General features: G+C 75.8%; 2 protein-coding genes. Both read right to left on the reverse strand.

Annotated elements, in window-relative coordinates; all coding sequences use genetic code 11:
- Nucleotides 1-26 precede the first annotated feature (26 nt).
- Nucleotides 27-6,212, reverse strand: coding sequence for a type I polyketide synthase (locus J5Y04_RS20540; RefSeq protein WP_209413539.1), 6,186 nt, complete (start codon nt 6,210-6,212; stop codon nt 27-29).
- 7 nt (nt 6,213-6,219) lie between these two features.
- On the reverse strand, nt 6,220-16,896 hold the full coding sequence (locus J5Y04_RS20545) for a type I polyketide synthase (protein WP_374106064.1): 10,677 nt from the start codon (nt 16,894-16,896) through the stop codon (nt 6,220-6,222).
- Nucleotides 16,897-16,907 lie beyond the last annotated feature (11 nt).

Here is a 16,907-nt window from a genome sequence, read left to right on the forward strand (position 1 = left end):
TACGAACCCCAGAGCCCGGCAATTCCTCAACGGCCGGACGCAAACTGACGGCACGTCACCGACACCCAGTCCTCGACGACCGCGGCAGCGTCCGCCGCATAGGCCTCGATGATGGTGAAGTGCGTACCCGGAATCTCGGTGAGGGTGTGCGTGGTCGGCCAGACCGCCCGCCACTCCTCCTCACCGGCCTTGGGTACGGCCACGAAGGACTCCGTGGGCCGTACGAACAGCACCGGGGTCTTCATCTCGGCGGGCCGCAGACCGCCGATCAGTTCGACGTAGCGGCCCATGGCGCCCAGGCGGGTCACGTTGAACCCCCCGAAGTCGTCCTCCCGGTCGAACATGCCGACCATCATCTGCCCCCAGAACCCGTGCGACTGGTTGTCGTCGTCGCCGGTGTTCGGCAGGTAGGAGTCGAGGAGCACCACCCCGGCCGCGGGGGTCCCCGCGGCCTCCAGGTGTTCCGCCGCGGCGTGCGCGAACTGCCCGCCGGACGAGTAGCCGACGATCACGAACGGCTGCCCGTCGGCCGCCTGGAGGATCTGCGCGGCGAAGGCCTCCACGGCCGCCGCCGCGGTCGCCGGCAGCCGGTCGTCGGCGTGGAAGCCGATCACGGGCAGGGCGACCACGTCCCGCACGTCGCGGAAGCCCGCCGCGAACCTGGCGTACTGCTGGGCGCCGCCCATCGCCATCGGCGACGGCAGGCAGACCAGCGCCGGGCCCTGCGGCCCACGCGCCAGCCGCACCGGCTCCGGGAGCGCCGGCCCCTGGCCGCCCTCGGCGGCCGCCTTCTCCAGGTCGGCCAGCGAGTGGAACCAGGGCCGGATGTGCCCGGCCGCCTTCAGCAGCCGGATGCCGCCCGGCAGGTTCTCGTTGAGGACCGCCTGGCGGAACAGGCCGCGGAAGGACTCCGGGTCCTCCCCCGGGCTCTCCGCGGCCGCCGCGGCCGGGCCGGGCCGCGCGGCCCGCTCGCCGACGGCGGCCAGCCGCTCGCGCAGGTGGGCGGCGAGCGCCACCGGGTTGCGGTGGTCGAACAGGGCGCTGGTGGTCAGGTCCGCACCGGTCGCCTTGTTCACCACGTTGCGGATCTCCGTCGCGGACAGCGAGTCCACGCCGGCCTCCAGGAAGTCCCGCTCCGGCTCCACCTCGTCCGCCGAGGCGTAGCCGAGGACGACGGCCGTGCGGCTCAGCACGATGCCCAGCAGGATCCGCTCCTGCTCGGCGGCGTCCAGAGCGGCGAAGTCGGCCGGCAGACCGCCCGTGGCGCCCGCCCCCTGGGACCGGCGCACCGGCACCCGCACCAGCTCGCGCAGCACCGCCGGCACGTCGATCACGGACGCCATGGCCCTGATCGGCGCCGTGTCGAGCCGCACCGGCATCAGTGCGGCCCGGTCGGCGCGGAGCGCCGCGTCGAAGAGCTCCAGGCTCTCGTCGGTGGAGAGCGGCAGGATGCCCGAGGCCGCGAGGCGCTGCCGGTCGGCCTCGCTGATCGACTCGGCCATGCCGAGGGTCGCGCTCCACAGGCCCCAGCCGAGCGAGACGGCGGCCAGGCCGGCGGCCCTGCGCCGCTGCGCCAGGGCGTCCAGGAAGGCGTTGGCCGCGGCGTAGTTGGCCTGCCCCGCGCTGCCCATGGTGCCGGCCAGCGAGGAGAACAGGACGAACGCGGCCAGGCCGGCGTCCCGGGTCAGCTCGTCGAGGTGCACGGCGGCGTCCACCTTCGGACGCATCACCCGCTCCAGCCGCTCGGGGGACAGCGTGGCGATGGTGCCGTCCTCCAGCACGCCGGCCGAGTGCACCACGGCGGTCAGCGGGTGCGCGGCCGGCACCGCGGCGAGCAGCCCGGCCAGGGCCGAACGGTCGGCGACGTCGCAGGCGGCGAGGGTGACGCCCGCGGCGCCCGCCTCGAGCAGCTCGTCGCGGAACTCCACGGCGCCCGAGGCGTGTTCGCCGCGGCGGCTGACCAGCAGCAGGTGCCGCACGCCGTGCGCCGTCACCAGGTGCCGGGCGACGACCCGGCCGAGCCCGCCGGTGCCGCCGGTGATCAGCACGGTGCCCTCGGGGTCGAACACGGGCGTCCCGCCGTCCGCGTCGATCTGCGACGCCCGGCGCAGGCGGGGGGCCAGCAGCCGGCCTGCGCGGACCGCGAGCTCGGGCTCGTCCAGGGCCACCGCGGCCGCCAGCAGGCGCGGCGCGGTCCCGGCGATCTCGGCGTCGACCGTGGTGAAGCGGCCCGGGTACTCCTGGTGCACGGAGCGCAGCAGGCCCCAGACCGGGGTCTCGGCGAGCCCCGGCACGGCCTCGTCGGCGGAGACCGCCACCGCGCCCTCGGTGAGGACCAGCAGGCGGGAGGCGTCGAGGCGCGGGTCCACGACCCAGCGCCGGAGGACCTCCAGGGTGTACCGGGCCGTCGCGTGCGCGTGCTCCGCGGTGCCCGCGCCGGCCGCCGGCGGCTGCCGCAGGACGACCACCTCGGGAACGGCGTCACCCGCGTCCAGCGACGCGGCCAGCGCGTCGAAGTCCGGATGCACCGGCGTGCCGGCCCCGAGCGCGGGCACGTCGCCGCCCAGCACGGCCCAGCCCGCCGTACCGGCAACGGACTTGGGCGTGGGGACGACCAGCCAGTCCAGCTGGAACAGCGCGTCGCCGGTGCCGGACGGCCTCAGCCCGCCGGCCGGCACCGGACGCACGGCCAGGGAGCCGATCGAGGCCACCGGGCGGCCCTCGCCGTCGGCCAGGTCGAGCGTCACGGCGCCCGGCTCGTCCGCCGCCCGGACCCGCACCCGAAGGGCGGTCGCGCCGGTCGCGAAGACCTCGACGTCGGACCAGGCGAACGGCAGGCCGCCGTCGCCCACGGCCGGGGACAGGCCCACCGCGTGCAGGGCCGCGTCGAAGGCGGCCGGGTGCAGGGAGAACGACTCGGCGTCGGCCTGCGCGCCGTCCGGCAGGACGACCTCGGCGAACACCTCGTCGGCCAGCGTCCAGGCGGTGCGCAGCCCCTGGAAGACCGGCCCGTAGACCAGACCGCTCTCCGCCAGGTCCGCGTACAGCTGCGCCACGTCGGCGGGCTGCGCACCCGGCGGCGGCCACGCGGCGCCGTCGGCGGCCGGCGCGCCGTGGGCCGCCGCCACCACACCGGTGGCGTGCCGCGTCCACTCGGCGCCGTCCTCCGCGTCGCCGGCCCGTGCGTACACCCGGGCCTCGCGCTCGCCGTCCTCGTCCGCGCCGGTGAGCACCACCTGGAGCACGACGGCGCCGCTCTCGGGCAGCACCAGCGGGGCGGTCAGGGTCAGGTCCCGGATCCGCTCGCAGCCGACCTGCCGGCCCGCCCTGAGCACCAGGTCGGCCACGGCCGCCCCCGGCAGCAGGACCGTGCCCGCGACCGTGTGGTCGGCGAGCCAGCGGTGGGTGTCCAGCCCGATCCGCCCGGTCAGGACCAGCCCGTCGGAGTCGGGGAGTTCGACACCGGCCCGCAGGAACGGGTGCCCGGCATCGACCTGTCCGAACGCGGCCGCGTCGCTCAGGTCGGCCGCCGCGTCGAGCCAGAAGCGCTCGTGCTGGAAGGCGTAGGTCGGCAGGTCGGTGCGGCGGGCGCCGGTGCCGTCGAAGAGGGCCGTCCAGTCGACGTCCACGCCGGCCTCGAACAGGGCGGCGAGGGCGGCCAGCAGGACCGGGGCCTCGCCGCGGCCCTTGCGCAGGGCGGGCACGATCAGGGCGTCGCCGGGCCTGTCCAGGCAGGCGGGGGCCATGCCGGACAGGATTCCGTCGGGGCCGAGCTCCAGGTAGCGGGTGACGCCGGCCTCCTCCAACGCCCGGACGCTGTCGGCGAAGCGGACGGCCTGGCGGACGTGGCGCACCCAGTAGTCCGGGTCGCACAGCTCCTCGCCGGCGGCGATCCGGCCGGTGACGTTGGAGACCACGGCGGCCCTGGGCTCGGCGAAGGAGAGGCTCCGGACCACGGCCCGGAAGTCCTCCAGCATCGGCTCCATCAGCGGCGAGTGGAAGGCGTGCGAGACGGGCAGCTGCCTGACGGCGACACCCTTCGCCTCCAGCCGCTCCACCACCTCCCGGACCGCCTTCCCGGCACCCGAGATCATGACGGAGTCGGGACCGTTGACGGCCCCGATGCCGATCTCGGCCTCCCGGCCCTCCAGCAGCGGGAGCACCTCGGCCTCAGAGGCGCGGACGGCGACCATCACGCCGCCGGCCGGCAGCGCCTGCATCAGCCGGCCGCGCGCGGCGACCAGCTTGCAGGCGTCGGCCAGCGACAGCACCCCGGCGACGTGCGCGGCGGCGACCTCGCCGACCGAGTGGCCGGCCAGGAAGTCCGCACGGACACCCAGCGACTCGACCAGGCGGTACAGCGCCACCTCGACGGCGAACAGCGCCGTCTGCGTGTAGACGGTGTCGTCCAGCGAACCGCCGTCGCCGGCGATCACCTCGCGCAGCGAGACGCCCAGCTCGGCGTCCAGCAGCGCGCACACCTCGTCCAGCGCGGACGCGAACACCGGGAAGGCCCCGGCCAGTTCACGCCCCATGCCGACGCGCTGCGAACCCTGCCCGGTGAACAGGAACGCCGTGCGGCCGCTCCGCAGCTCCGGGGAGCCGCCCTCGGCCACCGCGGCCAGGGCGGCCAGCAGCTCCTCGCGCGTCGAACCCAGCACCACCGCGCGCCGGTCGAACACCGTCCGCGAGGACGCCAGCGAGAGGCCGACGTCCGGCAGGCAGGGGGCGTCGGCGGCGACGAACGCGTGCAGGCGGTCCGCCTGGGCCCGCAGGGCCTCCTCCGTGCGGCCGGAGAGCGCGAACGGCACCGGCACACCCGACGGCCAGCCCGTACCCGGCTCCTCGGCGGCCTCCTCGGCCGCCGGCGCCTCCTCCAGGATCACGTGCGCGTTGGTCCCGCTGATGCCGAACGAGGAGACACCCGCCCGGCGCGGCACGCCGTCCTTCCGCTCCCACGGCTGTTCCCGCGTCAGCAGCTCGACGTCGCCCGCCGTCCAGTCCACGTGCGAGGAGGGCGCGTCCACGTGCAGCGTCCTCGGCAGCACCTCGTGCCGCAGCGCCTGGACCATCTTGATGACCCCGGCGACGCCCGCCGCGGCCTGCGTGTGCCCCAGGTTCGACTTCACCGAACCCAGCCAGAGCGGGCTGCCCTCCGGCCGGCCCTGACCGTACGTCGCGAGCAGGGCGTCCGCCTCGATCGGGTCGCCCAGCGTCGTACCCGTCCCGTGCGCCTCCACCACGTCGACGTCGGCCGGCGCCACCGCGGCGTCGGCCAGTGCCGCCCGGATCACCCGCTGCTGCGAGGGGCCGTTCGGCGCCGTCAGGCCGTTGCTCGCACCGTCCTGGTTCACCGCCGAGCCGCGGACCACCGCCAGGATGCGGTGGCCGTTGCGCCGGGCGTCCGAGAGGCGCTCCACCAGGAGCACGCCGACGCCCTCGGCGAAGCCGGTGCCGTCCGCCGCCTCGGCGAACGCCTTGCAGCGCCCGTCGGGTGCCAGCCCGCGCTGGCGGCTGAACTCCACGAAGGTGCCCGGGGTCGCCATCACGGTGACACCGCCGGCCAGCGCGAGGTCGCACTCGCCCCGGCGCAGCGCCTGCACGGCCAGGTGCAGGGCGACCAGCGAGGACGAGCACGCGGTGTCCACCGACACCGCCGGCCCCTCCAGGCCGAAGGCGTAGGCGACCCGGCCGGAGACGATGTTCCCGCTGCCGAAGCTGTTCGGGTAGTCGTGGTACATCACGCCGGTGAAGACGCCCGTCCGGGTGCCCTGGAGCGTGGCCGGACGGATCCGGGCGTGCTCCATCGCCTCCCAGGAGGTCTCCAGCATCAGCCGCTGCTGCGGGTCCAGGCCCGCCACCTCGCGCAGGCCGATGCCGAAGAACCTGGCGTCGAACTCCCCCGCGTCGTGCAGGAAGCCGCCCTGGTCGCTGTAACTGGTGTTGGCCCGCTCGCTCCGCGGGTCGTGGAGCCGTTCGAGGTCCCAGCCGCGGTCGGCGGGGAAGCGGCTGATGCCGTCCCGGCCGTCCCGGACGAACTCCCAGAGCTCGTCCGGGCCGGCCGCGCCGCCGGGGAAGCGGCAGGCCATGCCGACGATCGCGATCGGCTCACGCGTGGCCGTCACGAGCTTGCGGTTCTGCTCCCGCAGGCGCTCGGTCTCCTTCAGCGAGGACCGCAGTGCCTCGACCAGCTTCGAATCGTTCTGGCCCATGTCGGCCTCACGCCTCCCGCGTCGTGTCGTTGAGCGCCATCGAGATGAGGCTCTCGGCGTCCATGTCGTCAATGTCCTCGGCGTCGCCGCCCCGGTCCTCCGCCGTTTCCCCGGCGGGCTCGCCGAGCCCGGCCAGTTCGAGCAGGCTCTCCATCAGCCCGGTCTCCCGCAGCCGTGCCAGCGGGATCGACTGGAGGGCGAGCCGCACCCGTGCCTCCGGGTCGGCGGGCAGCCCGTCGGCGGCGGCCACCGGAGTCTGCGGGGCGAGCTGCTCCCGCAGGTGCCGGGCGAGGACCCGGATGCTCGGGTAGTCGAAGATCAGGCCGGCGGGCAGCCGCAGACCGGTCTCCTCCCCCATGCGGTTGCGGAACTCCACCGACGTCAGCGAGTCGAAGCCCAGCTCGCCGAAGGCGCGCTCGACCTCGATCGAGTCCGTGTCCTTGTGGCCGAGCACCAGCGCGGCCTGACCGCGCACCAGCTCGACGAGGACCGCCTCGCGCTCGTCGTCGGACGAGGCCGCGGCGAGTCGGCCCCGCAGAGCGTCGGCACCGGAGGCGGTGGTCCCCGCCGTGCGCCGGGCGACGGCCGGGCGCACCAGCCCCTGGAACAGGGGCGGCAACTGGTCGGCGCCCGCGCGGCCGAGCGTCCTGAGGTCCAGGGCCACCGGGACGAGGGCCGGCAGGCCGGTCCCGAGCGCCGCGTCGAAGAGCCGCGTGCCCTGCTCCTCGGTCAGCGCCGCGACGCCGGAGCGGGCGGCGCGCCGAACGTCGGCGTCGGAGAGGCCGCCGCCCATGCCGCCGGTGCCCCAGAGGCCCCAGGCGAGCGAGGTGGCGGGGAGTCCGGCCGCGGCCCGGTGCTGGGCGAGGGCGTCCAGGAAGGCGTTGGCGGCGGCGTAGTTGCCCTGGCCGGGGCCGCCGAGGACCCCGCCGACCGACGAGAACAGGACGAAGGCCTTCAGGCCGAGGTCCCGGGTCAGCTCGTGCAGGTGCCAGGCCGCGTCCGCCTTGGGTCGCAGGACGGCGTCCAGGCGCTCCGGGGTGAGGGAGGCGACGGTCGCGTCGTCCAGCACACCGGCCGCGTGCACCACCGCGGTGAGCGGGTGCCCGGCGGGGATGCCGTCGAGCGCCCCGGCCAGGGCGGCCCGGTCGGCGACGTCGGCGGCCGCGAAGCGGACCGACTCGGCGCCCAGCGCCTCCAGCTCGCGCCGCAGCTCCGGCGCGGACGGCGCGTCCGCGCCCCGGCGGCTGAGCAGCAGCAGGTGCCGGACGCCGTGCTCGGCCACCAGGTGACGGGCGAAGACGGGCCCCAGCCCGCCGGTCGCCCCGGTGATCAGGACGGTGCCCTCGCCGTCCCACGGCGACTGCGGCTCCGTACCGGCCGGCTCCTCGGCCACCCGGACCAGGCGCGGCACCAGGGCGGTGCCGGCCCGGACGGCGGCCTGCTCCTCACCGGAGGCGAGCACGGCGGGCAGCGCCCGCAGCGACGCCTCGTCGCCGTCCACGTCGACCAGGACGATCCGGCCGGGGTTCTCCGCCTGGGCGGAGCGGACCAGACCGCCGACGGCCGCGCCCGAGGGGTCGGCCCCCGGGCCGTCGCCCTCGATCGGGCCCGCCGCGCCGCCGGTCAGGACGACCAGCTTGGCGGCGGCGAAACGCTCGTCCGCGAACCACTCCTGGAGCACCTCCAGGACGCGGTGCGTCTCGGCGCGCACGGCCTCCGGCGAGGCCGTGGCCGGGGCGTCCGGACCGGCGGCCAGCGCGCCCGCCGGCAGCAGCACCACATCGGCGCCGACCGCGGCGGCCGCCTCCTTCGCGGGGACGGCGTCCAGGCGGCCCGCCAGCTCGTCCGGCCGGTCGGCCAGCAGCGCCCAGGTGCCCGTCCGCCGGACGGTGCCGGCCGGGGCGGGGGTCCAGGCGACCCGGTAGAGGGAGTCGTGGAACGCCCCCGTGCCGACCTCGCCGGCGGACACCGGCCGCAGGGCCAGCGAGCCGACCGAGGCCACCGGCAGCCCCTGGGCGTCGGCGACGTCGAGGGCCACCGCGCCCTGGCCGGCCACCGGGCGCAGCCGCACCCGCAGCAGGGTCGCCCCGGTGGCGAACAGCTCCACGTCGGACCAGGCGAACGGCAGCTCCGCCCGCTCCGACTCCCGCGCCAGTCCGATCGCGTGCAGGGCCGCGTCGAGTGCGGCCGGGTGCAGGCCGAACCCGTCCGCGCCCGCCGTAGGCTCCTGCGGCAGCGCCACCTCGGCCAGGACGTCGTCCCCGTGCCGCCAGGCGGCCGTCAGACCCTGGAACGCCGGGCCGTAGAGCAGCCCGCCGTCCGCGAACGTCTCGTACATGCCGGCCAGTTCGATCGGCTCGGCGCCGGCCGGGGGCCACGCCGCCAGGTCGAACGACGGCCGGGTGGCCGCCGCCGCGAGGGCGCCCGTCGCGTGCCGCGTCCACGGCACCTCGGCCGGCGCACCCACCTGGCGCGCGTGCACGGTGAAGCGGCGCGAGCCGTCCGCGTCCGGGCCGGCGACCGACAGTTGGATGTCGGCCGCGCCCTTCTCCGGCAGGACCAGCGGCGCTTCCAGCACCAGGTCGGCGACGCGCCCGCAGCCGACGCGGTCGCCGGCGTGCAGGGCCAGGTCGACGAAGCCCGTGCCGGGGAAGAGCGTCGCCCCGCCGAAGGCGTGGTCGGCCAGCCACGGCGTGGCCTGGACGGAGAGCCGGCCGGTGAACAACCCGCCCTCGTCCCCGGCCAGTTCGACCGAGGAGACCAGGAAGGGGTGCTCCGGGGAGACGAATCCGGCGGCGACCGGGCCGGCGTCGAGCCAGTAGTGCTCGCGCTGGAAGGCGTAGGTCGGCAGGTCGACGCGGTGGGCGCCGGTGCCGGTGAACAGCGCCGTCCAGTCGACGTCCGCGCCGGCCTCGAACACGCCCGCCAGGGCGGCCAGCAGGGCCGGGACCTCGTCACGGCCCTTGCGCAGGGCGGGCACGAGCAGGGCGTCGTCGGCCTTGGCCAGGCAGGCCTGGGCCATGCCGGTCAGCACCCCGTCCGGGCCCAGCTCCAGGAAGCGGGTCACGCCCGCCTCTTCGAGGGCGCGGACGCCGTCGGCGAAGCGCACGGCCTGGCGGACGTGGCGCACCCAGTACTCGGGGTCGCGCAGCTCCTCGCCGGTGGCGATGCGGCCGGTCACGTTGGAGACGACCGCCAGCTTGGGCTCGGCGAACTCCAGACCGGTGACGACCGCCCGGAACTCCTCCAGCATCGGCTCCATCAACGGCGAGTGGAACGCGTGCGACACCGTGAGCTGCTTGACGCCGGTACCCGCCGCCTCCAGCTTCGCCACGATCTTGCGAACCGCCGCCTCGGCGCCCGAAACCACCACGGAGGCGGGGCCGTTGACCGCCGCGATGCCCGCCTGGGCCTCGTGGCCCTTCAGCAGCGGCAGCACCTCGGCCTCGGAGGCGCGGACGGCGACCATCACGCCGCCGGCCGGCAGCGCCTGCATCAACCGGCCGCGCGCGGCGACCAGCTTGCAGGCGTCGGCCAGCGACAGCACCCCGGCCACATGCGCGGCCGCGATCTCACCGACCGAGTGGCCGGCCAGGAAGTCCGCCCGCACCCCCAGCGACTCGACCAGGCGGTACAGCGCCACCTCGACGGCGAACAGCGCCGACTGCGTGTACACCGTGTCGTCCAGCGAACCGCCCTCGCCCGCGATCACCCCACGCAGCGAAACACCCAACTCGGCGTCCAGCAGCCCGCACACCTCGTCCAACGCGGACGCGAACACCGGGAACACCTCGGCGAGTTCACGCCCCATGCCGACGCGCTGCGCACCCTGCCCGGTGAACAGGAACGCCGTCTTGCCCTCCAGCCGGCGCCCGGCCTGCACCCCCTCCAGGGCGGCCGTCAGCTCCTCCACGTCCGAGCCCAGCACCACCGCCCGGCGGTCGAACACCGCCCGCGAGGACGCCAGCGAGAACCCGGTGTCCAGCACCGACGCCGAACCGGCCGCCGCGAACTCCCGCAGGCGCTCGGCCTGGTCACGCAGCGCGGCCTCCGTCCGGCCCGACACCACCCACGGCACCGGCACACCCGACGGCCAGCCCGCAACCGGCTCCTCGACGACGTCCTCCGCCGCCGGGGCCTCCTCCAGGATCACGTGCGCATTGGTGCCGGAGATGCCGAACGAGGAGATGCCGGCCCGCCGGAGCACGCCGTCCGTCTTCTCCCACGGCCGGGACTCGGCCAGCAGCTCGACGTCGCCCGCCTCCCAGTCCACGTGCGTGGACGGGGTGTCGACGTGCAGGGTCTTCGGCATCACCTCGTGGCGCATCGCCTGCACCATCTTGATGATCGCCGCGACGCCGGCGGCGGCCTGGGTGTGGCCCAGGTTCGACTTGATGGACCCGAGCCAGAGCGGCCGGCCCTCCGGCCGGTCCTGGCCGTAGGTGGCGATCAGCGCCTGCGCCTCGATCGGGTCGCCCAGCGTGGTGCCCGTGCCGTGCGCCTCCACCACGTCCACGTCCGCCGTGGACAGGCCCGCGTTGGCCAGCGCCGCCCGGATCACCCGCTGCTGCGACGGGCCGTTCGGCGCGGTGATGCCGTTGCTCGCACCGTCCTGGTTGATCGCCGAACCGCGGACCACGGCCAGCACCTCGTGCCCGAGCCGGCGCGCGTCCGACAGCCGCTCCACCAGGAGCACGCCGGCGCCCTCGCCCCAGGCCGTGCCGTCGGCCTCCTCCGAGAAGGCCTTGATCCGGCCGTCCGGGGCCAGGCCCCGCTGGCGGCTGAACTCCACGAACACCTCGGGCGTCGCCATCACCGCCACGCCGCCGACCAGGGCGAGTTCGCACTCGTTCCGCTGGAGGGCCTGGATCGCCCAGTGCAGCGCGACCAGCGAGGACGAGCACGCGGTGTCGACCGACACCGCCGGGCCCTCAAGGCCGAAGGTGTAGGAGACCCGGCCGGAGACCGCACTGCCCATCGCGTGGCTGGTCGGGTAGTCGTGGTACATCACGCCGGTGAAGACGCCGGTCCGGCTGCCCTTGAGCGAGGCCGGGTCGATGCCCGCCCGCTCGATCGCCTCCCAGGACGCCTCCAGCAGCAGCCGCTGCTGCGGGTCGAGGGCCAGCGCCTCGTTCGGGCTGACCCGGAAGAAGGCCGCGTCGAACTCCGCCGCGTCGTGCAGGAACCCGCCCTGGTTGACGTAGGTGGTGTCGGGGCGTTCCCGCGTCGGGTCGTGCAGGCGCCCGGTGTCCCAGCCACGGTCCTCGGGGAACTCGGAGACCGCCTCCCGGCCCTCCACGACCAGGTCCCAGAGCTCGTCGGGCGTGGTGACGCCGCCGGGGTAGCGGGCGGACATGCCGACGATGACGATCGGGTCGTCGGACGAGGCGGCGGCCGCGACGGCGGACCGCTGGTCCGCGGCGTCGTCGGCCGAGCCGACCAGCGACTCGTAGAGGTGCCCCGCGAGCGCCGAGGACGACGGGTAGTCGAACACCAGGGTCGCCGGGAGCCGGAGGCCGGTGGCGGTGTTGAGCCCGTTGCGCAGCTCGACGGCGGAGAGCGAGTCGAAGCCCAACTCGCTGAACGCGCGCTCGGGTTCGATCGCGTCCGGCGAGCTGTGGCCGAGCACGCCCGCGACCTGGGCCCGGACGACCTGGAGCAGCAGGCGCTCGCGCTCCTCCCGGTCGAGGCCGGCGAGCCGGCCGGCGAGGGTGTCGGCGCCGCCCGCCGGCCCACCGCGTGCGGCCGTGCGCCGGGCCACCGGGACGACGCCGCGGAACAGCGCGTCGAGGTCCTCGCCCTGGGCGCGCAGGGCCGCCGTGTCGATCCGGATCGGGGTGAGCGCGGCCTCGCCGGTCGCGCGGGCGGCGTCGAAGAGCGCGAGGCCCTCCTCCGCGCCGAGCGGCACGATGCCACCGCGCGCCATGCGGGCGCGGTCGGCCTCGCTCAGGGTGCCGACCATGCCGCCGCCCTCGGCCCAGGGGCCCCAGGCGAGCGAGGTGGCGGGCAGACCGGCCGCGGCGCGCCGCCCGGCGAGCGCGTCCAGGAAGGCGTTGGCCGCCGCGTAGTTGCCCTGGCCGGGGACGCCGAGGACACCGGCGGCCGAGGAGAAGAGGACGAACGCGGTCAGGCCGAGTCCGGCGGTCAGCTCGTGGAGGTGCCAGGCGGCGTCGACCTTGGGGCGGAGCACGGCGTGCAGCCGCTCGGGGGTCAGCGACGCGATGGTGGCGTCGTCCAGGTATCCGGCCGCGTGCACGACCGCGCGCAGCGGCCGGTCGGCCGGGACGGTGGCGAGCAGCGCCGCCAGGGCGTCCCGGTCCGAGACGTCGCAGGCCTCGACGGTGACGCTCTCGGCGCCGGCCTCGGTCAGGGACGCGCGCAGTTCTTCCGCCCCGGGGGCGGCGGCGCCGCGCCGGCTGACCAGCAGCAGGTGCCGGACGCCGTGCTCGGTGACGAGGTGGCGGGCGAGAAGGGCGCCGAGCCCGCCGGTCGCGCCCGTGAGCAGCACGGTGCCCGTCGTGTCCCAGCCCTGCCCGGCCGTCCCGGTGGAGCCCTCGGCGGACTCCCCGGAGGAGACCGCGGGGACGGCGACGCGGGCGAGCCGGGCGGTGGTGACCTCGCCGCCGCGGATCGCCAGGTGGTCCTCCCCGGCGGCCACCGCGGCCGGCAGGGCACGGGCCGACGCCGCGTCCTCGTCGAGCTCGACGAGGACGATCCGGCCCGGGTTCTCCGCCTGGGCCGAGCGGATCATCCCGCTGACGGCGGCCCCGACCAGCGGGAGGACACCGTTGGACGCACCGGCCCCGGGGACCACCACGACCAGCCGCGACCCCTCCGCCCCGGCCTCGGCGAGCCTGGCCTGGACGGCGGCGAGCACCCGCTCCGTCTCGGCGTGCACGGCACCCACCGGGTCCTCGTCGGATGCGACGGTCCAGCCGGCCGGGAGCAGTACCTGGTCGGCCTGCTCGCCGTCCGGCACCGGGACGACGCCGAGGCGCCCGGCCCAGTCCGCCGCGTCCGCCCCGGACACCGCCCAGGTGCCCCGGGCGGCGCCGCCCGTGACGGGCGTCCAGGAGACCCGGAAGAGCGAGTCGTGGTGCGCGGCCGCCGCGGCCTTGATCTGCGCGGCCGAGACCGGCCGGACGGCGAGCGAACCGACCGAGGCGACGGGGCTGCCGGTGGCGTCCGCGAGGTCCAGGGCCGCCGCGTCCCGGCCCGGCACCTGCCGGACCCGGACCCGCAGGTGCGTCGCACCGGTCGCGAAGACCTCGACCTCGGACCAGGCGAACGGCAGGCCGCCCTCCGAGACCGCGTCGGAGACGCTCACCGCGTGCAGGGCCGCGTCGAAGGCGGCCGGGTGGAGGGCGAACAGTTCGGCGTCGGCCTGCGCGCCGTCCGGGAGGACGACCTCGGCGAACACCTCGCCGTCGCGGCTCCAGGCGGCCGTCAGCCCCCGGAACAGCGGCCCGTAGGCCAGGCCGCCGGCGGCGAAGTCGTCGTAGACGGAGTCGATCGCGACCGGCTCGGCGCCCTTGGGCGGCCACGCCGCGAAGTCGAAGGCGGCGGTGCCCCGGCCGGGGGCGAGGACGCCGGTGGCGTGGCCGGTCCAGGCCGTCTCGGTGTCGGCGTCGGCGTCGCGGGAGTAGATCCGCACGTTCCGGACGCCGCCGTCGCCCGCCGCTGCGAGCAGGACGAGCACCTGGACGGCGCCGCGCTCCGCGAGCACCAGCGGCGCTTCGAGGACCAGCTCCTCCACCCGGTCGCAGCCGGCCTGCCGGCCCGCGCGGAGCACCATCTCGATCAGTGCCGTGCCCGGGACCACGACGGAGCCGGACACCACGTGGTCGGCCAGCCAGCCGTGGGTGTCGAGGGAGAGCCGGCCGCTCAGCACGGTGCCGCCGGAGTCGGGCAGTTCGACGGCCGCACCGAGCAGCGGGTGCTCGGTGGCGACGAGCCCGAACGCCGACACGTCGCCCGTGTCCTGCGTGGCGCTGAGCCAGTAGTGCTCGTGCTGGAAGGCGTAGGTCGGCAGGTCGACGCGGCGGGCGCCGGTGCCGGTGAACAGCGCCGTCCAGTCGACGTCCGCGCCGGCCTCGAACACGCCCGCCAGGGCGGCCAGCAGGGCCGGGACCTCGTCACGGCCCTTGCGCAGGGCGGGCACGAGCAGGGCGTCGTCGGCCTTGGCCAGGCAGGCCTGGGCCATGCCGGTCAGCACACCGTCCGGGCCCAGCTCCAGGAACCGGGTCACGCCCGCCTCTTCGAGGGCGCGGACGCCGTCGGCGAAGCGCACGGCCTGGCGGACGTGACGCACCCAGTACTCCGGGTCGCGCAGCTCCTCGCCGGCCGCGATCCGGCCGGTCACGTTGGAGACGACCGCCAGCTTGGGCTCGGCGAACTCCAGACCGGTGACGACCGCCCGGAACTCCTCCAGCATCGGCTCCATCAACGGCGAGTGGAACGCGTGCGACACCGTGAGCTGCTTGACGCCGGTACCCGCCGCCTCCAGCTTCGCCACGACCTCGCGCACCGCCGCCTCGGCACCCGAAACCACCACGGAGGCGGGGCCGTTGACGGCCGCGATGCCCGCCTGGGCCTCGTGGCCCTTCAGCAGCGGCAGCACCTCGGCCTCGGACGCACGGACGGCGACCATCACGCCGCCGGCCGGCAGCGCCTGCATCAACCGGCCGCGCGCGGCGACCAGCTTGCAGGCGTCGGCCAGCGACAACACCCCGGCCACATGCGCGGCCGCGATCTCACCCACCGAGTGCCCGGCCAGGAAGTCCGCCCGCACCCCCAGCGACTCGACCAGGCGGTACAGCGCCACCTCGACGGCGAACAACGCCGACTGCGTGTACACCGTGTCGTCCAGCGAACCGCCCTCGCCCGCGATCACCCCGCGCAGCGAAACACCCAACTCGGCGTCCAGCAGCCCGCACACCTCGTCCAGCGCGGACGCGAACACCGGGAACACCGACGCCAACTCGGCGCCCATGCCGACGCGCTGCGCACCCTGGCCGGTGAACAGGAACGCCGTCTTGCCCTCCAGCCGGCGCCCGGCCTGCACGCCCTCCAGGGCGGCCGTCAGCTCCTCCAGGCTCGAGCCCAGCACCACCGCCCGGCGGTCGAACACCGCCCGCGAAGACGCCAGCGAGAACCCGGTGTCCAGCACCGACGCCGAACCGGCCGCCGCGAACTCCCGCAGGCGCTCGGCCTGCGCCCGCAGCGCGGCCTCCGTGCGGCCCGACACCACCCACGGCACCGGCACACCCGACGGCCAGCCCGTACCCGGCTCCTCGACGACGTCCTCCGCCGCCGGGGCCTCCTCGATGATCACGTGCGCATTGGTGCCGCTCAGGCCGAAGGAGGAGACACCCGCCCGGCGCGGCCGCTCGCCGCGCTCCCAGGGGGTGCGGGCCAGCAGCAGCTCCACGTGCCCGGCCGACCAGTCGACGTGCGTGGACGGGGTGTCGACGTGCAGGGTCTTCGGCAGCACCTCGTGCTGCAGCGCCTGCACCATCTTGATGATCCCGGCGACGCCGGCGGCGGCCTGGGTGTGGCCCAGGTTCGACTTCACCGAGCCCAGCCGGAGCGGGTGTTCGGCGGTACGGCCCTGGCCGTAGGTGGCCAGCAGCGCCTGCGCCTCGATCGGGTCGCCCAGCGTGGTGCCCGTGCCGTGCGCCTCCACCACGTCCACGTCCGCCGTGGACAGGCCCGCGTTGGCCAGCGCCGCCCGGATCACCCGCTGCTGCGACGGGCCGTTCGGGGCGGTGATGCCGTTGCTCGCACCGTCCTGGTTCACCGCCGAGCCCCGCACCACGGCGAGGACGGGGTGGCCGTTGCGGCGGGCGGCCGAGAGCCGCTCCACCAGCAGGACGCCGGCACCCTCGCTCCAGCCGGTGCCGTCGGCGGCGTCGGCGAACGCCTTGCAGCGGCCGTCGGCCGCCAGCCCGCGCGCCTTGCCGAAGGCGATGAACGGGTCGGGGGTCGCCATCACGGTGACACCGCCCGCGAGCGCGATCGTGCACTCGCCCCGGCGCAGCGCCTGCACGGCCAGGTGCAGTGCGACCAGCGAGGACGAGCACGCGGTGTCCACCGACACCGCCGGGCCCTCGAAGCCGAACGCGTAGGAGACCCGGCCGGACAGCACCGCGCCGTTGGTCCCGGTGGTCATGTAGGCCGCCGACTCCTCCGGCAGCTTCATGCCGAAGTAGGACTGGCCGTTGGTCCCGACGTACACACCGACCGGGCCGCCCTTGAGCGAGTCCGGCGAGATCCCGGCCCGCTCGAACGCCTCCCAGGACGCCTCCAGCAGCAGCCGCTGCTGCGGGTCCATGGCAATGGCCTCACGCGGGCTGATGCCGAAGAACTCGGCGTCGAACCGGGCGGCACCGTGCAGGAAGCCGCCGCTTCGGGTGTAACCGCTGGCCGCCTGCTCGGCGTCCGCGTCGTACATGCCGCCGACGTCCCAGCCACGGTCCTGGGGGAACCCGCCGATGGCGTCCGTCTCGTTGAGGACCAGGTCCCAGAGGTCTTCCGGGGAACGCGTGTCACCCGGGAAGCGGCAGGCCATCCCCACGATCGCGATCGGCTCCGCCTCGATGTCGCGCAGCCGCTCCCGCGTCTGGGCGAGGTCGGCGGTCGTCCGCTTGAGGTAGTCGAGCAGCTTCTTTTCGTTCCCCATCAGGGCCTCACCAA

The organism is Kitasatospora sp. RG8 (genome assembly GCF_017813315.1).
Classification (GTDB): Bacteria; Actinomycetota; Actinomycetes; order Streptomycetales; family Streptomycetaceae; genus Kitasatospora.

Bases quoted from the DNA above. Each gene is read 5' to 3' on its own strand.
- J5Y04_RS20540 (WP_209413539.1), bottom strand. From the start codon at position 6,212: ATGGGCCAGAACGATTCGAAGCTGGTCGAGGCACTGCGGTCCTCGCTG.